This is a genomic window from Pseudomonas sp. RW3S2 (genome assembly GCF_014268955.1).
Lineage (GTDB): Bacteria > Pseudomonadota > Gammaproteobacteria > Pseudomonadales > Pseudomonadaceae > Aquipseudomonas > Aquipseudomonas wayambapalatensis.
Map to the genome: position 1 here is coordinate 35,802 of NZ_JABWRM010000011.1, position 21,606 is coordinate 57,407.

A 21,606-nucleotide genomic window follows, 5' to 3' on the forward strand; every position below is an offset into this window, starting at 1 on the left:
GGCGCTGGCTGGAAGGCATGTGATCAGATCACTGTCGATGTCGCCTATCGCGTGGCCCCGATGTCCATCGAGGAAATGCACGATATCTACGACGCCAGGGCCAATCTGGAAGCCATGATTCTTCAGCTGGCAATTGAACGTTGTGATGATTCGTGGGAAGCGATGATCCTTGCAAAGGCACACACGCTGTCGAAGGTGGTAGAAGTGCAGCCCCAAGAACAGATGCTGCAAATGTGGGACGACCGGCACAAGGCTTTCCACGCCTCCATTGCTTAGGGGTGCAGCTACCAGTCGGAGCGGTATCGCCACCTCTGGCTCAAGAGCACTGTACTGTCTCCTGAGGCCTTGGAAAAAAGCGTGTTGAGCATGAAAAATTGGTGTGAGCAATCCTTGAGCGCGATGTTCCACTGGCAACGACGTTGATTCGTGATCACCTGCTCACCCCGCTCCCGATTATCACAGATATCATCAAGAGTTCGCGATCAATCGACTTCTGAGATACTGAGCGGCGGCTGCTGATCCCGGAGGTCCGGCAAGCCACCCTTGGGGTAATTCGCGGCGGCTGCCGCGGCATTCAGAGAGGGTAGTCACCACCGATGAGAATGGACCTGGTTCTGATCCGCCTGCGCCCACTGGAAGCGACTCACAGGTCCTAAATGCTCTGCTCAAAACTTTTTAGCAACACACTTCTGAGGAGTCACCATGGATTGGAATCGTGTTTACGTATGGACTAGGACCTTTTACGCAATCGTACACTCACTCCATATGGCTAAAGAGGAAAAATTCGGCGATCTCGCCTCGCTAGACGCAAGATTTCGTGACGCAAACAACTGGGTATCACCAATTTGCTCCTACAACTCAACACTCTTGCCCACTAAAACGGAAGGTAAAGAATTAACGTTTAGGCGCGACCCAAACGCATACTTCGGAGAAATCTCTAGCCAGCTAATTAAGATGTTACTACAGGACCTGACAGTAATTTTTGATGAAATGATGAGCGAGGCCTTAATCAAACTTAAGCTACAAGCTGGGGACATGCCGCAATCTAAAGTTGAAAAACTTGCCACTCTCGTAAGCGCAGAATACAAATGGGCAAATCAGGGGTGCTTGGAGCTAATTGCAGTCAGAAACTCTTTGTGCCACGCAAATGGCCGATGGAACGAAAAATCGTTAAAGATAATTGAAGGTTTCGTTAAACCCCTTCCAGCTGTAGGCGATGAAATAATCGTCGGCTTTGAGATGCTTTTTAATTATCGAAAGGCTATGCGTACTTTCCTCAACGATGCATGCCCACCTGATCCTAAGCCGAAGGCAATTAAGACAAAAACCAAAGCATTAAGGTCTAAACGGAGTGAGGCTCGTAGCTTAAAAGAGCGTCGCAAGGCCCTTGTGAGAGAGGTCATGCAACCGACGTGATGCATAGGCAAGATTTCTAGCGCCACGCTGATGGTGCCAAAAAGGAGAAGGGGCCGGAAGCTCTATCACCGGCCCGCGTTTTGCCCCATCACGACTTAGCCAGAAACAACGCCGTAGGGGACCAGAAAACTTAATTAAAATGGCAAGCGCATCGAAAACTTCACACCATCTATAGTGAGACCAGATCCCCTTTATAAGGCGATTCGTAACGAGAGTCGAACACAACTGCTGCAAACTTGGTCTTTTCAGGAGGCAAAATGGTTATGAGATCGGCAACGTGCACAGCTTCAGCTAAGCAATCAGCCAAATCAGACAGATACATCCCTTTTTTTTCTCGCACTTCGTGCCAGTGAGAAAGCCCACCGCCAATGTACAAGAACACTCCATTTGTAACAGCCGCACATCGCAATTTTGAGACTGCGCCAACATGATCAGCAATTAGCTGTATCTGGTGGTAGTTCTCGACGAGAATGCTTGCACCCTTGTCCGCACTGCTGATGAGGGTGAGTAAATCATCGAGTGAAATGGGGTCAATTTCCCAACGCAACCAAGGCTCATAATCCTGGACTGAATCATCGGACACCCCAATCAGGTTTACACCAGTCGTCAAACGTGGCCAGTCGTCATCTTCCAACGCACATTCATCGATAGTGATGAAATCAAGCTTGCTCATCGTCGCAAGCATCTGTCGAACGAAGGCGTGTGGGCTTTGGTTTGGAATGATGATCAGCGATGAGGTCGCGTCATCACTTTTAGCATGAGCCCTCTCCAGCAAGATTTGGTTCGCAATTTCGGCGAGAAGCTCACGCCTCGGAGCATGGCTGCGAGAAGCGACTAAGCACAAACCTGGGTACTCAAGCTGAGGATGGTTGATCCACGCCTTTCTTCGGGACTCTCGCTCACTGAGGAGGTCATCGAGGCGGTCAATCTCAGACGTCAAGAACTTGTTGAATTTTGAAGCCGTCACAGTGCCCTCTGATCCTTTCGATCTATAAATCTTGCACCGCGAGCTATCCTGCGGTGCAACCTTGATTCCAGAGGGCATCAACCCTCGACTAAATTTTCACTAGAATGCAACACGGAGCGCGTGCCGCGGATAGCCCCATGAAGGATTATTCTTTACGGTTCCTCCCATTCCAAGCTTGTGTGACCTCCAGAATAGAGCCTCTCTGATTCGACATTCGCAGCTCAATCATCGGGAGTGCTGGTGTGAGGGCCTTAGAACTCTGGTGCGTCAGGCAGTTGATCAGGATCGTCTCCCCGCATAAGCGGGTTTTCAGCTAGTGCACACGGGTGGAAGGTGTCCATGATGACGTGTGCATCATCCAGTTGCTCGATGAGCCGTCTCATTTCGCTTTCGGCCAAATCACTAACTAGCTCAACCTCAGCGTCTGGGAACCCGGCATCAGGCAAGATCGTTAGACGTCGTACAGCTCGCATTCCAGGTAGCAGCATCAGATCAAACACGTCTTGGATATGGTCTGCTCTATGTTCATTGGATTTGAGGTTCTACTTGATCGTTGGTGGTAAGGGCATGCGCGGCTTGATCCACACGCAACAACGCGGAAGCGAAATCGAAGCCCGGTAGCGCACGCTCAGGGTATTTCAGGGTTTCTTCCTGATGCGCAACCAGCGCCTGAGGATGCGGCCTGAATCTCGGAAAGGCGCGGTTCTCGACCAAGCCTTTGCGCATTGATGAAATCACATAAGTGATTCCGGATGGAGGCGGAGTGCTTCTTGGGATGAAGTCGGTCTGCAACAGAGTTACGAATTTGGAACGTGGGGAACGCATTCCGGTACTCATCAACAAGGAGGCTCCAACGGCGATCCACGACCTCCATTCCTACGAATTCCTTGACCGAGCGAGATGTAGCCTTCCGAATGTTGTACCGTGCCTGGTCTCTTTCCCAAATCCGTTCGTGCTCAGCTTGGCTCTCCTCCTCCAATACATCCTCTCGCTGGTCAAGCCACGCCAGAACTTGATCGGCAGCGGCAATCAAGGGCCCGTCGCCATGCATGGTGGCGACGTTCTTGGCAAACTGCGCCGCGCCTTTGAGCTGCTCTGCATAGCCGCTGAATTTGGATGGATTACGCCGGTGGCCATCAAGCTGCTCTTCCAAGACCAAGCGCATGGATTCAAGAACGCTCATCCTTCCTTCCCTCTCCGTTTTCTCTAATCCACCTGGCAGTGTCGGCGCGGAACGTACCACGATCGGGCTCTCTCTCAAAGCCGCCGAATAGAGCTATCCATCAACCCCTGGGCACATCCGCTTGCGGTATGACCCAGTGTGAGCAGCGCAGAGTTCCCGAGGCGATATGTGTTGCTCCCACACGAAGCATAAGCCTTCAAGCCACACGATTAGTCGTAGTTGAACCGCTTCGGCGGTGGCGCATCTGCGTCTTCAACCGGCCGATAGAGCTTCTTACCAACCCTGACCGCATAGCCCTTTTCCTTGATAGTGGCGAATGCCATGGCCACGTTAGAACGCCACTCAGCTGCCGTGACGTTCTTTAGTGACTGGTAGCGTTCGTAGATCTCGTCCGCGATTGCGTCCACGGAGAGCGTCCCCCCAGCTAAACAGGTTGCGATCCTGGACTGAGCAAAAACAAAAGCCGTCTCATACAATTGACGGCCAGAAGGCATTGCAAGCAGCAAAACTCTATCTCGAACTCGATGCTTTTTAGCATGCAGGAACGAAGCAACAGCGGCCACTTCAAGAGGCAGCTGTGACCTAAGTTCAAGGCTGCGTTCCCTCGAAAACTGGGAGGTGATAGCACCATCATACGTACAGACCTGGGCCAGGATGTGCGGGTCTGGTGGTAATAGCCTGCTTTCCACAGTGGCACAAAGCACGCAGTGGCTTTCCGGCGAACTAGTGCAGGGAGTGATGCTATCGCACTCCTTACACTTCCCCATGACTAAAGGAAGATTGTAGTACGATTCAAATTCACCATCCGTAACGGTTGCAACCGCATAGAATTTATTAAGTGTGTCTTTGAACCATACAAAAACAGGGTGACTAATTACCCGGTTCAAATAGTTGACCCATAAGCGCATTTGGCTTTCATGCGTTTCCAACTCAACAAGCAAGGTCTGCCAGTCCTCGGCCCACATCAGATCTAGACTTTTCGTTCCTAAGCTTATTGTGCTAGTACTAGCTTGCACCAAACTCCTTATGCGGAGAGGCTCTTGAGCCTTTGTCAAGATCGCTTCACTCTCTGAGTTTTCTTGAAGTCGAGCCTGGAAACCTAGGTGCCCCTTCCACTCAGGGTTTGTAGCGTTGTAGATAGCGATAAATTTAGTCGTAGCTCGGGAGTAAGCACTAAATAGCTCTGCGGTATCGAGCGCTTCAGCCCCTAGCACGATTACAACTGGCGATTCAAGCCCGCGATACTTTGCGATACCCTCAACAGTTAGGTTACTAGAACCTAACATTTCGATGTATTTTCTAGGATCCCTTGAACCGACTAAAATTACAATGTCAGCGGCATCCACCCCACCAGCCATCAATCTTTCTTTAATACCAAAAAGCTCTTTTCCGGGATCTATCGTAACAATCTCAAGTGCTGTGTCCGCCTCAGACAAGCGAGGAGATGATAGCTGGAATTTCGGAGGCATCACTTCTGACAAGATTTCCGTAACAGCCTTTGGCATTCGCATGACGATAGTGAGCGTAAATACATCAACAGCAAGAATTGCTTTCAGTCTCTCAAGAGGTACGCCATTGCGCTCAAAATTAAAAACCTGCGTCTCGTCACAGAAAAACACCTTAGGCCGTTGACCAAACCAATCGATTAAGACTTGGCACCACGACTCTGCCAGTGCTTGAGACTCATCAACAATCAAAGCATCAAAGTCACCAAGAAGACCCTGACTAATCGCCAGCTTAAAATCCTCCAGACACTGGACCCTAAACCAGGCCTCGCCTTCGAAAGAACGCTCCAGTGCCCCTGCTGCCATCCGACAAAGCCCATGCCACGTCAATACGGTGCAGCCATCATAGCCGTCTAGTTGATTCCGAATATGGTCAGTGAGTTTTCCATTGAAAGAAAGTAGCAGTACCCTTTTGCCCTCGGCAGTATATTTTCTGGCAGCTTCGATGGCTAATACAGTTTTTCCCGTTCCCGGCCATCCAGTAATCAATGAATTCTGACTTTTTAGCACATTTCTGACCACGGCGCTTTGCTCAGCAGTCAATTGAAGCCATGTTTTATTGTCGTATCGAATTCGGCTTGCCCATGTGGGCTGGCCATCTACCTTGGGCGCGAGATAATCGATCAGGACATCAGCTCTGGAACGTCCCAAATCAGAGTTTTGAAGCGCTCGCTTCCAATACTTCATTAACCCGACGATCTTGTGGGCTACGTCAGGATAGGCCTCAAAGTCAATGTAAAGCGGCTGAGGTGGGTTTGCCCGCGTGTCGTACATCCCTGGAATATTAGATTTATCAAAATCTGAATCAGGGAAGACAAATCCGTAACCGATCTTTAGTCGCAGGGACGGATCAGCACCAAGCCATGTAGCAAAACCGTGGACGTTTCTTTTCGTTTGGTTTAAGGGATCTATTTTAAAGCCGTCTCTAACGTGCACAAAAACGGAGTTCTCAACACGATAAACTCCACTTTTTACCTCTAAGGCTAGAACACCATCCTCAGGATGAATTATAAGAAAATCTATCTCGCCCGTGGGCCTGGCACGACCGTCGAGTTTGTTAACTGCGGAGCACAACCACGGCAAACTATGAAAAACAACATAGTCATCGGACAAATTTGATTTTAGTACCGAATAAAGATGGCGCTCACCATGGCTTTCTGTAAGGTTCGGTCCATGCTCCGGTATCATCCTTGCCATCTACATCGCTCACTCAATTCAAATCTTCTAACGATTTTGTATCAATTTCAAACATCGCAATCGCGTAACGCATCAATTCAGCCCAGTAGTACAAAACCGGGCGAATTGGCGTTCACGCACGAAAACTGCCAACCTGCGCAGCCTATCAATACTCAGATATGTAAGACTCTCGCAGAGTCCTAAGGGTATCAGCGTCATCTATCCAATAACGCGAGGTCAATTCGATTGCAAGGTTCTTTGCAAGCTCACTTACCTCATCCCTGAGCAACTTGATGGAATTGAATTTCTCATCAGAGTCGATAACTTTGCGAATGCCATCCGGCGTCAACAGGCTCATGGTCCAAGGCTTATTGTCAATAAAGCGAGTGAGCTGCTGCTTGGTCGCCGCCACCAGCGCTAATTCATTGTAGCCGGGCACTGATATCGGCAAATCCTCAAAGTGATACACCAAACCCGCAATCTCATAGCTATTGACCAAGATTGATGCGGGATTATCACTATCGGCTTTTAGGTTTTTCAACATGCGAATAACCTTCTTTGCTCCCCCGTACGTACGCGTCTCCTTTTGATTAATTTTATCAATGTGAAGGAATGGGCGGTTCAAGAAAGTATTGAATGTGTGCTTCTGGAAAACCTTCACCTCACGATCTTTTTTATCTTGGCTGATCTGGTAAGCCGCCGAGTCGTGCCAGTGGGACGGAACGACATCCACATTTCTGGACAGGCTGCCACCAGACAAAGCAATAGCTTTGTCCTTAGAGATGTCTACGGTCGCCGCAGGAAATGCCGCTTTCAAGGCCGTTTCTAGCTCGCTCCTCAAGGTCGAGAGCTGAGCGACTCCACTCGGCCCGACCCAATCGCTGTAATCATTCGTGTTGGCACGCGCCCCTTGCATATCGATGGTCAGATAGCGATCCAGCAACACCAGGATATCGATGTCGCTTACCCCACGAATGTGGACATTCAAGGGCACAGAGCCCTGGTACTCGAACCGAACTCCGGTGGCGACGCGGTTGGTGATCTGGTTTTTGACCCTCTCCCCTTCAGCCACCGAGTTCTTGGTGTACGTAGGGTCAACCTCTTGCATGATGCCAAGGGCATATTTAACCCACTGCCCCGTCGAACGGGTCTCAAATTTTTCCTGAAGAGACCTGGCGTTGGTTACGAGGCTGTCCATCGCAAACGTACTGCTACTACCTTGGCGCCTTGACTTGAGATCTGTCAGCCGCCGATTAACATCTTTGCCCATCCTTTATCTCCTGGTAAATGTCATGGTGCCAGCAGTACCTCGCCCTTTCGCTGTGAAGTACTCACCCTTGGCAGTCTTCAGATTTTTGACCACCCTCATCTCGCAGTAGCCTTGGTGGGCATCGAGGTGTCCGTTGCCCACCTTGGGCTTATTGATGTAGCTATACATCAGCATCCAGCAACCATCCGGCTCGGGGATTAAAGCGACTGAAACGCTGTGTGAAATGGAGGACTTCGTTTCGAGGCGAACCCTGATTTTTTCCCAAGTCTGGGAAATCGAAAGCTCGGCTACCCAATCGTGAGCCACGGAACCGTCGTCGTTGAGCGTCTGCCCCACACAATTCCAGTCCCCGGAGATATTGGGGACCTGTGCTATGAAGCTGAGCGGACGCCAGCCGTATTTGTTGAAGAACCAGTGCAGGGCCGTATAGGTGAGGCTGGCGGTGATGGGGATGACAACGAAGTACTTGCCCCACTCGGGAACGCCCAGCTCAGCCATCAACTCAGAAAGGCCAAACCCCACCGCCGGGAGAAAGGAAACAACAATGGTCGCCAGCATGCCGAGATAGCGGCCAACAGTGCTCCGGCGGTGACCTATTACCGAATATTCGTGATCTTGCATGCCATCCCTCGCACTTGCAGCCCCTAATCCAGCGACCGATGATAGCACTATGAAATTGAGGGAATCTGCGATTTCTTCTGAACCAATGGTAGAAGCGCACGTTGCTGCGGGTTCCTCCACAGACTCCCCTATCGGGGAAATGAGCCCAAGCATCTGGTTAGGGTGGTGCAGCGCTACATGCTCACCCCACTGCCCCCGCTGGCCCCATCTAGCCGCAGGCTAATCTGCTGTGCCACTTTGCCTTCAGCTCAAGCGGCACTGCGTTGAGGTAGGGCCGCCGACCGACCAAGGATTCGATAGAGGGTGGCACGATGTACGCCAAGCAACGCCGAAACTTGTGCCACTGGTTTGCCCTCTGCCACCAACTCCTGCGCATGGGCTATCTGATCAGGACTAAGTGACGGCTTCGGCCCAAACTTGATCCCCTTACGCCTAGCAGCTTCCCGTCCCGCTCGTGTGCGGTCGACGATGAGACTACGTTCGAAGGCAGCTATACCAGAAAAAATGGTCATGATCATTTGACCGGCTGGAGAGGAGGTATTAAGCCAAGGCTCCGCTAGAGACCTAAGACCAGCGCCAATCTCATTCAGACGATCTGCGATCTCTAGAAGATGGAGAGTTGATCTCGCAAGCCGATCAAGACGCGTCACCATGAGCACATCTCCCTCTCGCAAGTGATCCAACATTCTTAGCAGTTCAGGACGGTCATTCTTGGCGCCACTTACTTTTTCTTCAAAAATCCGCGCACATCCCTCTTGACTAAGAAACTCTCTTTGCATTTGCAAATCTTGGCCAGTCGTTGAAACCCTCGCATATCCAATATCCATATCTCTATCTTTTCTGTCGCGTTTATTCTTTCAAGTATAACATCATTTGCGACAAACTTATGCGACACCCAAGCCCCAATGAAATCATGAAAGAAAAAACTGTCGCATAACTTAATACTCATGCGACATTTCGAAAACATAGTGCAACAACAATACGACAAGCGCTTCTTAACCGAAACACTCCAAATGCGCCATGTAGCCACCAATGCCCCCGAGATTTCACAGCCACAAACATCAAAGGGTCACTTACAGCGACGCGCCTGTGGAACAAATAATTGAGAAAACCTAAAATTCGTCAGCATAATATCCAAAAGGGGACATTAATTCATTCACAGCTGAAGAAATTCTAGACTCTGCGAGCAATTCCGAGCGCTTATAACTCAGAGCAACTCCAACCCTCATAGAAAACGGATTTAGAACCAACGGATCAACAGACCAAACTTGAACCTTCATCACAGACTGATCACGAAAATCACAGCACTCCACATACTCTATCTTTTCCTCGATCTGCTCCCACTCATCACAGAATATTGCATAGGTCTTTTGCATGCTATCCGCCAGCATCGTATAAGCATCTAGAAATGAATCACCAGCCAAGACTAACTTAGGATGACTAAACGCTTTTACTGCGAATGACATTAGCCTTGGTGACGAGACAAACTCGCGCACGACTGCAAAATCGACCGCTCCTATTTCAAACTCCCACGTCAGACTACTTTGGAGGAATTCCTCCAAACACGGTCGATCAACCTTAACCATCATGAACGAATTTAAGTTCTTCAATTAAACAAGCACTCCATGCTCAAGCCTCTTCAAAAGATCGTGTACTGCTTGACAGCCCTGAACAGTGGTTAGTGCCTCAACAGGCCGGACACGCCCCAATGCTGCACACTCCTGATTCAACCAAGCTGCGTAATTTTCTTTGAAGAACCAAAGGACTAGAGAAACTGATTTTGCGAAACTTTCGGCATAGGCCTCATTGTGACCAAATCCCACTCCCTCAAACTGATTAGGAAGCTGATGATGGAGACAGCGCACTTGGAGCCATCCGTTAATTTCATAATATCTGCCAGATCCCCCACAGACCTCACAAGTACAGCTTGAAACTAACTCAGCAACGTCTAGGATCCAGTCGACGACGACATCACCACCCCGAACATACGCTCGAAGGAGGCCGAACTTTTCTTTCACCTGTTCGACCTGAATCTCTAAGCAATGCTCTGCACTGTATCTACCGACTAAACGCAGCATGCCGTCGATCAGGGAAACCCAACCGTCGCCGCATTCGAAATCGAACAGCTGGCCAGGAACCATGACGCCACAAAGCAGTTTTCGATGTCGATCCGACAGGGTCCGCTCATTAATACTATCCATCGCTCCTGCCCTCACTCCGCCACATTATCTTCGATGGCTGCTCGGCTAGCTCTGATGGATAGAAATTGCCGTCACTAAGCTCGTAGCAAAAGCGCCTCCCGACGATGCGAATTCCGGTGAGCGGCTCCATCCTCCACGCCCCGTCTTCGTTCAACCAGGGTGGTGATACAAGCTGCACCTCTCTGACCGCTTCATCAGGGCCGTCTCGCGACGTCAATCCCAGTAGATACTGAGGTCCGGGGATCAGCAACTGCTGCGTATGCACCGTCTCATCTTGCACAACATCATAAGTCACGAAAAACCATTCGTGATTCGACGTCAGGGCGACATAGGCCCACCGATGCGATCCTGGTTGCGGAGGAAAAAAAGGGCTCTCTTCTAGACGACCGGAATCGTTGGTTTCAAACATATTATATGTCTCCTGAAGGGCCATGCGTACTATAGTACGCTGAAACTCAAGAGACAATGTGGCTACATACCCTCTTTTGGCGGAGAGTACGTGTGCGCGACCTGAAAGCAGCGTTTGGGCTGGCATTGAAACAGCTACGGATGCGGGCCGAGCTAGCACAGAACGACTTCCCCCCTGAAGTGAGCAGAGAGTACGTGAGTCTGCTAGAGAGAGGTCTGCGCGCCCCAACGCTTGAGACGATCGACTCTTTGGCAAAGGTAATGGGCATCTCACCCTTAGCGCTGGTGGTACAGTGTTACATGTGGCGTGAGCCGGACAGGAGCCTTGAAGAGCTAATGGACGAAGCGGGGCTTCAGGTAAGGCGGGATCTGATTGAACCACCGCCAAAGAGCACCAAGGACTGAGATTCGTGAGCAGTCACACTCCTTGCCGCTGCCGCGGAATCGGTGCGCCAGGATGGCTAACGGAGACGTAGGAACGGGATGTTTACATTCCGCTCTCAGCCTGAAGGCGGAATACTCGATGACAAGCGATATTTCTGTTTACATCAGCCCGACTCAGCCAAAAAATCAGGCCTTGTTTACATTTTTCAGTCTTACATCGATCTTGAAACCGCTTCAGAACGATTAGCCCCTCGAAAACTATGGCTTCGCGACTGGTTTATCTAGCCCTGATAGAGATAAGGGGCAAAGCGGCTAGGTTTACACCATCCTGTAAAAAAATATAGAGCTTGGGTAAAGCGGTCGCACAGCACCACGGCGCCCCGCGCCAGCGCCGGGCGAATGACCTCGGCCAGATGCTGGGCGCGTGCAGCGAACATCAACAGAAGCTCGGTGTCGGCCGCCATGGCTTCGTCGCTGGGAGCGAGCAGCAACTCGCGGATACGCTCGGCCAACGGCGTACCGCCAGGCTCACGGGTCATGACCACATCCACGCCCTGCTCACGCAGGCGCGCGGCCAGGTACTCGCGGTTGGTGCTCTTGCCCGCGCCTTCGGGGCCTTCCAGAGTGATGAACAAACCGCTCACGGGCATTCCTTACTGTTTATCGGTGGGCGCCGGCGCTTGTGCGGGCGCGGGCTCTTCGGCGGACTGGGTTGGTGCGCCTTCAAGGGCTTCGCCGGACCGAGGCGCGGCTTCAGTTGGCGGCTCGGCGTCCGGTGCCTGATCGGCCGTGCCCTGCGGGACTTGTGGCGCCGGGCTGGAGCGGTAGTCGGCGCGGCGCTTGAGCTGATATTCGCGCACAGCCGTGTTGTGGTCGTCCAGGTCATCGGAGAATACGTGGCTGCCATCGCCACGCGCGACGAAATACAGGCTGGTACCGTCTGACGGATTCAGGGCAGCGTGAATCGCCTCGCGCCCGACCATGGCGATCGGTGTCGGCGGCAGGCCGGTCATGGTGTAGGTGTTGTAGGGTGTCGGTGCACGCAGGTCGGCACGCGTGATCTTGCCGTTATAGCGCTCACCCATGCCGTAGATCACTGTAGGGTCGGTCTGCAGCATCATGCCCAAGCGAAGGCGGCGCACAAATACACCTGCGATCTGCCCTCGCTCCTGGGGGATACCGGTTTCCTTCTCCACCAGCGAGGCCATGATCAGCGCCTGGTAGGGATCACGGTATGGCAAATCGGTTACCCGGTCTGCCCACTCCTTGGCCAGCACCTCCTCAAGGCGCATGTAGGCTTGCTGCAACAGCTCCACATCGCTCATGCCGCGCACGAAGCGGTAGGTGTCCGGGAAGAAACGCCCCTCAGGGAACACACCGGTATGCCCAAGCTTGTCCATCACTTCAGTATCGGACAGCCCGTCGAGGGTGTGCTTGATCTTTTCATGCCTGGCCACGGCCGAGCGCACCTGGCGGAAGGTCCAGCCCTCGACCAGGGTGAGGTTGTACTGCACCACATCACCACGGCGCCAGGCATCGAACAGCGCTTCGACGGTCATGCCGGGCGTCAGGCGGTATTCCCCCGTGTGCAGTGCAGTGCCAGCCATGTTGAAACGCCAGTAAAGTCGCAACCAGAAGGCGTCGTCGAGCAACCCTTCACTCTGCATGCGATAGAACATGCGGTTGGGGTTGGTGCCATTGGGCACATCGAGCAGGCGCTCTTCGGTGACATGCAACGGCTGCTCCAGGACCGAGTTGACCTTCCAGGCCGACCAGCCTACGGCCAGGCCGGCAAGGATCAGGCCCATTTCCAGCAGCAGCAGGATTTTGCGTCTCACGAATCAGGTATCCAGTAACGTACGGGCAACGGCCTGCAGTTTACGGGTGAGCGGCCCGGCCGGCCAGTCGAGGTTGAGCGCAGCGAAGGTGCGCACAGGCCAAATTCCATACACGCTATTGCAGACGAACACTTCATCGGCCGTCTCCAGATCGGCTTGCACGAGGTCAGCTGTTCGGACCTCGATACCCAGCGCCGAGGCTTCGTCCAGCAGCGCAGCGCGCATGACGCCTGCCACGCCGCAGCGGCTCAGGTCGGCGGTCAGCAGCACGCCATCGCGGACCAGGAACAGATTACTGTAGACCCCTTCGATCAGGTGCCCTTGCACATCACGCATCAAACCCTCGGCGCAGGCAGGGTCCTGCCATTCGGCGCGAGCCATTACCTGCTCCAGGCGATTGAGGTGCTTGAGCCCGGCCAGCAGCGGCTGCTGCGCAAGACGGGTCTGGCAGTCGAACAGCCCGATCCCCTGCTCCGCGTTGGCCACGGGATAAGCAGGCATTGGACTGCTCTGGAGAATGCGTCGGGCCACGGCTTCGGAGGCGGGCGCATAGCCGCGCTGGCTATCACCGCGAGTGACGATCAGTTTGGCTACGCCTTCACCGAGCTGGCTGGCGTAGCGCAGCAACTCGTCGCGAACACACGCATGATCGATATCGATCGCAAGCCGCTGACAACCCTGCTTGAGTCGATCGAGATGTCGCGACAGCAGGCTGGGCCTGCCGCCGCGCACGGCGATAGTCTCGAACAGACCATCGCCGTAGGCCAGGCCGCGGTTCTGCAGGTTGACTGCAGTCGCCGGCTGGCCATCGATCCAGCTGTGCATCAATCGGCGAACCGGCGGAATACCAGCGAACCGTTGGTACCGCCAAAGCCGAAGGAATTGGACAGCACGACATCGATCGGCATGCTGCGCGCCTGGTGCGGCACGAAGTCCAGGTCGCAACCTTCGTCCGGCTCATCCAGGTTGATGGTCGGCGGCGCCATCTGGCTGTTGATCGCCAACACGCTGAAGATCGCCTCTACCGCACCGGCAGCCCCAAGCAGGTGACCGGTCATCGATTTAGTCGAGCTGACGGCCAGCTTGTAGGCGTGCTCGCCGAACACACGCTTGATGGCAGCCACTTCGGCGATATCGCCAGCGGGGGTCGAGGTGCCGTGGGCGTTGATGTAGCTGACGTCTTCAGGCTTCACACCCGCATCGCGCAGGGCGTTGACCATGCAGCGTGCAGCGCCGTCGCCGGTATCCGGTGGCGACGTCATGTGGAACGCGTCCCCGCTCATGCCGAAACCGACCAGTTCGGCATAGATGGTCGCGCCACGTGCCTTGGCATGTTCAAGCTCTTCCAGTACCAGGGCGCCGGCACCATCGGACAATACGAAACCATCACGCCCTTTGTCCCACGGACGGCTGGCACGGGATGGCTCGTCATTGCGAGTCGAAAGTGCCCGCGAGGCGCCGAAACCGCCCATGCCCAGGCCGCACGCGGCCATTTCCGCGCCACCGGCGATCATCACGTCAGCCTCGCCATAAGCGATATTGCGTGCGGCCATGCCGATACAGTGAGTACCGGTGGTGCACGCCGTGGAGATCGCATAGTTGGGGCCCTGCAGACCCAGATGGATCGACAGGAAGCCGGAGATCATGTTGATGATCGAACCCGGCACGAAGAATGGCGAAATCCGGCGCGGCCCTTGCTCGTGCAGGGTACGGCTGGTGTCTTCGATATTGGTCAGGCCACCGATCCCCGAGCCCATGGCCACGCCGATGCGCTCGCGGTTGGCGTCGGTCACTTCCAGGCCAGCATTGCGCACCGCCTGGAAACCGGCCGCCAGGCCGTACTGGATGAACAGGTCAAGCTTGCGAGCTTCCTTGGCCGACAGGTACTGCTCGACCTCGAAGCCCTTCACCGAGCCGCCAAAACGGGTGGAGTAGGCACTCAGGTCCGTGTGTTCGATCGGACCGATGCCACTGCGGCCAGCCAGAATGCCCTGCCAGGTGCTTGGTACATCAGTACCCAGTGGCGACAGCATACCCATACCGGTGACCACGACGCGTCTACGCGACACAGCACTCTCCTTTTCTAATAACAGAGTCTCTTGCGATTGCACTCAGCACGGCCGAATGAAATGGCAACAGGCTCTCGATTGCCCGGTGAATGACGCCAATGGCTCGCAAAGAAAAAACCGCACGCCGGCAAAGGCAGTGCGGTTTTTCCCGACAAGAAGCGTCGACTGAAACGTCTTAGGCCTTGTGGCTGTTGACGTAGTCGATTGCAGCTTGAACGGTAGTGATCTTCTCGGCTTCTTCGTCAGGGATTTCGGTCTCGAATTCCTCTTCCAGAGCCATCACCAGCTCAACGGTGTCAAGCGAATCGGCACCCAGGTCTTCAACGAAGGAAGATTCGTTCTTGACTTCCTCTTCCTTGACGCCCAGTTGCTCGGCGACGATTTTCTTGACGCGTTCTTCGATGGTGCTCATACCTAGTTTTCACTCCTAATGGACATATGTCAGGCAGCTGGCCGGTGACCAAGTTTATAGGAAGACGCCTGCTTTTCAAGCGTAACGCGCCTTCACGAGAGACACCCGGCCTGCCACCTGGAATCTGGTTGCAGCTTTATAACGGATTTTAGGCTCGCAGTATGACTGTTTTTTTAAGCAATCCGTCACATTGAGTTGCTGATGTTACATGTACATCCCGCCGTTCACTGGCACGGTAGCGCCAGTGACATAGGCTGCGCCGTCGGATGCCAGGAAGGAAACCACTTTCGCGATCTCCTCGGCCTGACCCAGGCGGCCCAGCGGAATCTGGGTCTGCAGCGCTTCACGCTGCGCCTCGGGCAGCTCGCGGGTCATGTCGGTATCGATGAAGCCCGGGGTGACCGAGTTTACAGTGATACCGCGCGAACCCACTTCACGCGCCAGGGCACGGCTGAAGCCTTCGAGGCCCGCCTTGGCAGCGGCGTAGTTGGCCTGGCCGGCGTTGCCCATGGCCCCGACGACCGAACCGATGCTGATGATACGACCCCAGCGCGCCTTGGTCATGCCACGCAGCACGCCCTTGGACAGACGGTAAAGGCTGTTGAGGTTGGTGTCGATGACATCGAACCATTCTTCATCTTTCATGCGCAGCATCAGGTTGTCGCGGGTGATACCGGCATTGTTGACCAGGATCGCCGGCGCACCGAACTGCTCGGTGATCGCGGCCAGAACGGCACTCACGGACTCTTCGCTGGTGACATTCAGCTCAAGACCGGTACCGGTGATGCCATGCTCCTTGAGGGTCTCGGCGATGCGCTGGGCACCCGAAGCGGAAGTGGCGGTACCGATTACGGTCGCGCCCTGGCGGCCCAGCTCCAGGGCGATGGCCTGGCCAATACCACGGCTGGCGCCGGTGACCAGTGCAACTTTACCTTGCAGGCTCATGCAAGTTTCTCCAGATATCAGGCCAGCGCCGCACGGGTGGCGGCGACGGCGTCAGGGGTATTGAGGTTGTAGGTGGTGACGCCATCGGCGCAACGCTTGTTCAGGCCAGCCAGGACCTTGCCCGGGCCGCACTCGACCAGGTTGACCGCACCGCGGGCCGCCAGGGTCTGCACACACTCCACCCAACGTACCGGCTGGTACAGTTGCGCCAACAGGTCGTGCTTGAGTGCGTCGAGATCGGCCGCAACGGCGGCGGTGACGTTCTGCACCACCGGAATCTGCGGGGCCTTCCACTCGATGGCGTTGACCGCTTCGGCAAAACGCTTGGCCGCCGGCTTCATCAGCGCGCAATGCGACGGCACGCTGACCGCCAATGGCAGCGCACGCTTGACGCCCTTGGCCTTGCACAGCTCGATCGCACGATCGACCGCCGCCTTGTTACCGGCGATCACGACCTGGCCCGGGGAGTTGAAGTTGACCGCACTGACCACTTCATCCTCGGCCGCCTCGGCGCAGATGGCAACCACATCGGCATCATCCAGGCCGAGAATCGCAGCCATGGCACCGTGACCCGCAGGCACAGCCTCCTGCATCAGCTGACCACGGCGCTCGACCAGACGAACGGCGTCCTTGAGCGACAGGCTGCCAGCCGCGACCAGGGCACTGTACTCACCCAGGCTGTGACCAGAGACCAGAGCAGGTTGCGCGCCGCCCTCTTCCAGCCACAGACGCCAAAGGGCGATCGAGGCTGTCAGAATGGCCGGCTGGGTCTTGTCGGTTTGATTGAGTTGCTCTTCCGGACCTTCCTGGACCAGCTTCCACAGGTCGTAGCCCAGAGCCTCGGAAGCTTCCTTGAAGGTCTCGACGATCACCGGCTTTTCAGCGCCGAGCTCGGCGAGCATGCCCAGCGACTGGGAGCCTTGACCAGGAAAGACGAATGCGAGGGATGCAGACATTGAACAAGCCCTTATGATCTTGTCGTCGGATAGGGTGCGCCCCACCAATGGCGAGGCGCGGAATCTGAAAACTTGGATGGAAACGCAGACCAAGCGGTCACATTTAACCACTTCATCGCCAATATGCCTAAAGCAACAGGTCTTCGAGACGACCATGCAGCCGCTGCGGCAGATTTTCCTGGATCTCGATCAGCGCACGCTGAATCGCACTCTGCAAACCTTGCACGCCCGCCGAGCCATGGCTCTTGATGACGATACCCTGCAAACCGAGAAAGCTTGCGCCATTGTGTCGCGCCGGCGCCAGGTCGGCCTGCAGGCGCCTGAGCAACGGCATCGCCACCGCCCCGGCTGCACGGGAAAACAGCCCCCCCTTGAACAGCGCTTCTATACGCGCCCCGATCATGCTCGCCAGCCCTTCGCTGGACTTGAGCAGGATATTGCCGACGAAGCCGTCGCACACCACCACGTCGGCCTCACCGCGATACAGACCATCGCCTTCGACAAAACCGATGTAGTTCAACCCACGGGCATTGTGCAACAGACTGGCCGCCAGCTTGACCTGCTGGTTGCCCTTGATGTCTTCGGTACCGACATTGAGCAGCGCCACGCGCGGGCGCTGGATCCCCAGCGCCTGAGCCGCCACCGACCCCATCACGGCGAACTGGTAGAGGTTCTCGGCACTGCAATCGACATTGGCACCCAGATCGAGCAACTGACAATAGCCAGCCTGGGTTGGAATCGCCGCCACCATGGCGGGGCGATCGATGCCCGGCAGCGTCTTGAGGACAAAGCGCGACAGCGCCATCAGCGCCCCGGTATTCCCGGCGCTCACACAGGCCTGCGCCTTGCCGTCGCGCACCAGCTCGAGGGCGACGCGCATCGACGAATCAGGCTTGCCGCGCAACGCCTGCGAAGGCCGCTCGTCCATGCCCACCACCTCGCTCGCCGCGACGATTTGCAGGCGCGCACGATCGGCAGCTGCAAGGCCACTGACAAGTTCTTCAAGGAGAGAGGGTTGACCGACAAGGGTCAGGTGCAGCGAGGGAGTAGCCGAAAGGCAGGCAATGCTAGCCTGGACAATGCTGCGGGGACCGAAGTCCCCGCCCATTGCGTCGATCGCGATGATCTGAGCGGACAAGGATTACTCGTCAGCGCCCTTGTCGATCACTTTGCGACCACGGTATACGCCTTCTGGCGAAACGTGGTGGCGCAGGTGTACTTCACCGGTGCTCTTCTCTACGGACAGCGCGTTTTCCGACAGGGCGTCGTGCGAACGGCGCATGTCACGGGCAGAGCGGGATTTTTTGTTCTGCTGAACAGCCATAATTGATTAACTCCTAAACGTTTGGGTCACGCTTTAACTGCGCCAAGACACTGAACGGGTTGGACCGCGATACCTCGTCCTTGCTCGATTCGGGCTCGTCTGCGCCCGCCGGCTGCTGGCATTCTTCCGGATGATGAGCAGGCACGATAGGGAGGGCGAGCAACAGCTCCTCCTCGATCAGCGCCTGCAGATCCAAAGGATCTTCGCCCAGTTCCAGCACGTCATAGCCTTTCGGCAACGACTGGGTATTCGCACCCTCCTTCACCACGGCGTAAGTACATTCGCTGTGAATCGGCAGGGTGACCAGCTCAAGACAACGCTGGCAAACCATTTTGACTTCGACGTTCAGATCGCTGTGGATAACCACAACGTGCTGCTCGTCTCGCTCAAAATCGAACTTCGCCTGCACCGTACCGACATTATCGGAAAGCGGGTCGCAGAGTCTTTCCAAATCAGCGAGTTGCAGCGAACCTTGGAGGGTTACGCCACGATCGGCCAATTTGCGCGGGTCAACGTGAGGTGGAATCGGGTCATTCAACATAGGCGCAGCATTCTAGGGATGCCCCCCGCCCCTGTCAAAGGAAATTAGGCGGCATCACGCATGTTAGAATCGGTTCAATTGCGAAGGAGTCTACCATGCTTCCCCTGCTGCTTGCTTCAAGCTCCCCCTACCGGCGCGAACTGCTCCAGCGCCTGCGCCTGCCTTTCACCTGGGCAAGCCCCGATATAGACGAAAAGCGCAACGCCGAGGAGCCTGCCACCGAACTGGTCCGTCGCCTGGCCCGACAAAAAGCCGAAGCCCTGGCAAACAGCCATCCGCAACACCTGATCATCGGCTCGGACCAGGTCGCTGTACTGGGCGAGCAGATCCTTGGCAAGCCGCACACCTTCGAGCGCGCCTGCGAGCAATTGCTGGCCGCCAGCGGGCAGCAGGTCACCTTCCTGACCGGCCTCGCCCTGCTCAACAGCAGCACGGGAAAATGCCAGGTAGACTGCATACCGTTCACCGTAACCCTGCGCGAACTGGACCGCGAACGGGTCGAGCGCTACGTGCAGGCAGAACAGCCCCTGGACTGCGCAGGAAGCTTCAAGGCGGAGGGATTGGGGGTGACACTGTTCCAGAGCACCCACGGCTGCGACGCGACGAGCCTGATCGGGCTACCGCTGATTCGCCTGGTAGACATGCTGCACGCAGAAGGTGTGCAGCTACCCTGAAAGAGGGGGCTGCCCGGCAGCCCCGCTCATGACTCAACGCAGGGATGGCCCCTGGAAGCCCATGTACATGGCCAGGCGCTCGGCGACGCTGGCCCCGATACGCTTGGAGAAGCGGTCGAACGGCGATTCCTGCACCGTGAAGTCCACCAACTCTTTCTCGCCGACGATGTCACGCGCCACGTAGCTGGCACTGCCCAGTCCATCGATCAAACCCAGCGCCTTGGCCTGCTCGCCCGACCAGATCAGACCACTGAACAGCTCTGGGTGCTCCTTGTCTTTCAGACGCTCCCCTCGGCCCTGCTTGACCATGGCGATGAACTGATTGTGCGTGGTATCCAGCACGCCCTGCCAGAACGCAGTCTCTTCAGGCTTTTGCGGCGAGAACGGGTCGAGGAAGGCCTTATGCTCGCCAGAAGTGTAGGCACGACGCTCCACACCGAGCTTTTCCATGGTTCCGACGAAGCCGTAGCCGGCCGCAGTCACGCCAATGGATCCGACCAGGCTGGCCTTGTCGGCGTAGATCTCATCCGCCGCACTGGCGATGTAGTAGGCACCCGAGGCACCAAGGTCGGTGATCACTGCATACAGCTTGATCGCCGGATATTCGGCGCGCAGGCGACGAATCTCGTCATATACATAACCCGCCTGCACCGGACTCCCGCCCGGACTATTGATACGCATCACCACAGCCTTGGTCTTGGCGTCCTTGAACGCGTCACGCAGGCTCTTGATGATATTGTCGGCGCTGGCAGCTTCCTGGTCGGCGATCACCCCGCGCACTTCCACCAAGGCGGTATGATTGGCACTGCGCGAGGCCGCACTCTCCATGTCCATCAGCGGCGAGAACAGGAACAGGAGACCGAACAGGTAGAGGAAGGTCAGCAACTTGAAGAAAATCCCCCAGCGCCGCGCACGACGCTGCTCCTGAACACCTGCCAGGAGGGTCTTCTCGAGCAGCTTCCAGCTCTTGCGCTCTTCCTTGTCCTGCGCTGCGCCCTCGGGCTCAGGGGCTTTCCACTCGTCAGCCATGCTCACCTACCTTGAAATTGAAGCCGCGCGGGACCAGCCAGCCACTCACGCAACTGTGAAAAATGCTCGACGCACACCTGCGGCCCAAACTCGCTCAGCGCCTGCAGCGACATCGCGCCATAACCCACGGCAACCGAGTGCATACCCGCATTGCTGGCCATCTGCAGATCGAATGCCGAATCTCCGACCATCAGCGCGCTGCCAGGTTCGACCTGGCAATGAGCGAGAATTTCCTCAAGCATCAACGGATGAGGCTTGCCGCGGGTTTCGTCAGCGGCACGAGTGATATCGAAATACCCCTCCCAGCCATTGGCCTTGAGCACCCGATCCAGCCCGCGACGCGCCTTGCCAGTGGCCACCGCCAGACGATACCCCTCACCGCGAAAGGCTTCCAACGACTCCACCACCCCGTCGAACAGCGGTGACGGCTGCTGATCCAGCGCTGTGTAGATATCCGCGTAGTGCTGGCGGAAAACCTCGAGCTGCCGGGCGTCCAGATGCGGATAGAGCACCGAGATCGCCTCGCTCAGGGCCAGACCAATGATGCCCTTGACCGCGGCGTCGGCACTGGGCGCCTCGCCGGCACGCTCGGCAGCGGCGTTCATCGCCTCGACAATGCGCCCGATGGAGTCGGCCAAAGTGCCATCCCAATCGAAGATCAGCAGCTCGTAGGGTTTGCTCATGACA

At 55.7% G+C, this 21,606-nt stretch carries 23 protein-coding genes and 2 pseudogenes; 4 read left to right on the top strand and 21 right to left on the bottom strand.

What is annotated here, in order from left to right:
* Positions 1-45 precede the first annotated feature (45 nt).
* Together HU748_RS16820 and HU748_RS16825 are read left to right on the top strand one after the other, a co-directional pair.
* Positions 46-497, top strand: a pseudogene (locus tag HU748_RS16820) (FCD domain-containing protein); the annotation flags it as partial.
* 205 nt (positions 498-702) lie between these two features.
* Positions 703-1,416: a hypothetical protein gene (locus tag HU748_RS16825; RefSeq protein ID WP_114942718.1), complete on the top strand. Its 714-nt coding sequence runs from the start codon at positions 703-705 to the stop codon at positions 1,414-1,416.
* Between the two features lie 169 nt (positions 1,417-1,585).
* Here the strand turns inward: HU748_RS16825 and HU748_RS26250 are convergent, their stop codons facing one another.
* The 9 genes from HU748_RS26250 to HU748_RS16870 all read right to left on the bottom strand — a co-directional run bounded on the left by HU748_RS26250 (position 1,586) and on the right by HU748_RS16870 (position 10,748).
* The gene (locus tag HU748_RS26250) at positions 1,586-2,383 is read right to left on the bottom strand and encodes a hypothetical protein (protein WP_189657718.1); all 798 of its coding nucleotides are present in this window, start codon (positions 2,381-2,383) and stop codon (positions 1,586-1,588) included.
* Between the two features lie 628 nt (positions 2,384-3,011).
* Positions 3,012-3,566 (bottom strand): hypothetical protein, encoded by a 555-nt coding sequence (locus HU748_RS16835; RefSeq protein ID WP_162801906.1) that lies wholly within the window; start codon positions 3,564-3,566, stop codon positions 3,012-3,014.
* Between the two features lie 209 nt (positions 3,567-3,775).
* Entirely contained in the window at positions 3,776-6,268 is a 2,493-nt protein-coding gene (locus HU748_RS16840) for an NERD domain-containing protein/DEAD/DEAH box helicase (RefSeq protein ID WP_186721185.1), read from the bottom strand.
* Between the two features lie 145 nt (positions 6,269-6,413).
* Positions 6,414-7,517 (bottom strand): hypothetical protein, encoded by a 1,104-nt coding sequence (locus HU748_RS26480; RefSeq protein ID WP_238343394.1) that lies wholly within the window; start codon positions 7,515-7,517, stop codon positions 6,414-6,416.
* Between the two features lie 3 nt (positions 7,518-7,520).
* Positions 7,521-8,138 (bottom strand): hypothetical protein, encoded by a 618-nt coding sequence (locus tag HU748_RS16850; protein WP_162801904.1) that lies wholly within the window; start codon positions 8,136-8,138, stop codon positions 7,521-7,523.
* Positions 8,139-8,386: 248 nt separating this feature from the next.
* Positions 8,387-8,965, bottom strand: coding sequence for a recombinase family protein (locus HU748_RS16855; RefSeq protein ID WP_186721187.1), 579 nt, complete (start codon positions 8,963-8,965; stop codon positions 8,387-8,389).
* Between the two features lie 285 nt (positions 8,966-9,250).
* Positions 9,251-9,748: a hypothetical protein gene (locus HU748_RS16860; RefSeq protein ID WP_114942671.1), complete on the bottom strand. Its 498-nt coding sequence runs from the start codon at positions 9,746-9,748 to the stop codon at positions 9,251-9,253.
* Complete coding sequence (locus HU748_RS16865; RefSeq protein ID WP_114942670.1) at positions 9,749-10,339, bottom strand: MbcA/ParS/Xre antitoxin family protein; 591 nt, start codon at positions 10,337-10,339, stop codon at positions 9,749-9,751.
* The gene (locus HU748_RS16870; protein WP_114942669.1) at positions 10,332-10,748 is read right to left on the bottom strand and encodes a hypothetical protein; all 417 of its coding nucleotides are present in this window, start codon (positions 10,746-10,748) and stop codon (positions 10,332-10,334) included. Before HU748_RS16870 ends, HU748_RS16865 begins: the two co-directional genes overlap by 8 nt.
* A 92-nt stretch (positions 10,749-10,840) precedes the next feature.
* Between HU748_RS16870 and HU748_RS16875 the strand changes: the two genes are divergently transcribed.
* Entirely contained in the window at positions 10,841-11,152 is a 312-nt protein-coding gene (locus HU748_RS16875) for a helix-turn-helix transcriptional regulator (protein ID WP_240320387.1), read from the top strand.
* Between the two features lie 329 nt (positions 11,153-11,481).
* Here the strand turns inward: HU748_RS16875 and tmk are convergent.
* The 10 genes and pseudogenes from tmk to HU748_RS16925 all read right to left on the bottom strand — a co-directional run.
* Positions 11,482-11,775, bottom strand: a pseudogene (tmk, locus tag HU748_RS16880) (dTMP kinase); the annotation flags it as partial.
* Between the two features lie 9 nt (positions 11,776-11,784).
* Positions 11,785-12,969: an endolytic transglycosylase MltG gene (mltG, locus tag HU748_RS16885; protein WP_186707949.1), complete on the bottom strand. Its 1,185-nt coding sequence runs from the start codon at positions 12,967-12,969 to the stop codon at positions 11,785-11,787.
* A gap of 3 nt (positions 12,970-12,972) precedes the next feature.
* Positions 12,973-13,794 carry an aminodeoxychorismate lyase gene (pabC, locus tag HU748_RS16890; protein ID WP_186666802.1) on the bottom strand — a complete coding sequence of 274 codons (822 nt, stop codon included), beginning with the start codon at positions 13,792-13,794 and terminating at the stop codon, positions 12,973-12,975.
* Complete coding sequence (fabF, locus tag HU748_RS16895) at positions 13,794-15,038, bottom strand: beta-ketoacyl-ACP synthase II (protein WP_186666803.1); 1,245 nt, start codon at positions 15,036-15,038, stop codon at positions 13,794-13,796. Before fabF ends, pabC begins: the two co-directional genes overlap by 1 nt.
* Positions 15,039-15,213: 175 nt before the next feature.
* A complete protein-coding gene (acpP, locus tag HU748_RS16900) occupies positions 15,214-15,450 on the bottom strand; it encodes an acyl carrier protein (protein WP_186666804.1) in 237 nt (78 codons plus the stop codon).
* Between the two features lie 204 nt (positions 15,451-15,654).
* Positions 15,655-16,395 (bottom strand): 3-oxoacyl-ACP reductase FabG, encoded by a 741-nt coding sequence (gene fabG, locus HU748_RS16905; RefSeq protein ID WP_054925392.1) that lies wholly within the window; start codon positions 16,393-16,395, stop codon positions 15,655-15,657.
* 17 nt (positions 16,396-16,412) lie between these two features.
* Positions 16,413-17,351, bottom strand: a complete 939-nt coding sequence (gene fabD / locus HU748_RS16910) for an ACP S-malonyltransferase (RefSeq protein WP_186721191.1) — start codon at positions 17,349-17,351, stop codon at positions 16,413-16,415.
* Between the two features lie 127 nt (positions 17,352-17,478).
* A complete protein-coding gene (gene plsX / locus HU748_RS16915; RefSeq protein ID WP_186666807.1) occupies positions 17,479-18,489 on the bottom strand; it encodes a phosphate acyltransferase PlsX in 1,011 nt (336 codons plus the stop codon).
* A 3-nt stretch (positions 18,490-18,492) separates the two neighbouring features.
* Positions 18,493-18,675 (bottom strand): 50S ribosomal protein L32, encoded by a 183-nt coding sequence (rpmF, locus tag HU748_RS16920; RefSeq protein WP_008096416.1) that lies wholly within the window; start codon positions 18,673-18,675, stop codon positions 18,493-18,495.
* 13 nt (positions 18,676-18,688) lie between these two features.
* Positions 18,689-19,216: a YceD family protein gene (locus HU748_RS16925; RefSeq protein ID WP_081255215.1), complete on the bottom strand. Its 528-nt coding sequence runs from the start codon at positions 19,214-19,216 to the stop codon at positions 18,689-18,691.
* A 95-nt stretch (positions 19,217-19,311) separates the two neighbouring features.
* Here HU748_RS16925 and HU748_RS16930 point away from each other — a divergent pair, with 95 nt between their 5' ends.
* Positions 19,312-19,890: a nucleoside triphosphate pyrophosphatase gene (locus HU748_RS16930; RefSeq protein WP_186707957.1), complete on the top strand. Its 579-nt coding sequence runs from the start codon at positions 19,312-19,314 to the stop codon at positions 19,888-19,890.
* A gap of 33 nt (positions 19,891-19,923) precedes the next feature.
* On the opposite strand, the gene HU748_RS16935 is transcribed toward HU748_RS16930, so the two are convergent.
* Both HU748_RS16935 and HU748_RS16940 read right to left on the bottom strand, forming a co-directional pair.
* The gene (locus HU748_RS16935; protein ID WP_186707959.1) at positions 19,924-20,919 is read right to left on the bottom strand and encodes a S49 family peptidase; all 996 of its coding nucleotides are present in this window, start codon (positions 20,917-20,919) and stop codon (positions 19,924-19,926) included.
* Between the two features lie 2 nt (positions 20,920-20,921).
* A complete protein-coding gene (locus HU748_RS16940; protein WP_186707961.1) occupies positions 20,922-21,602 on the bottom strand; it encodes an HAD family hydrolase in 681 nt (226 codons plus the stop codon).
* Positions 21,603-21,606 lie beyond the last annotated feature (4 nt).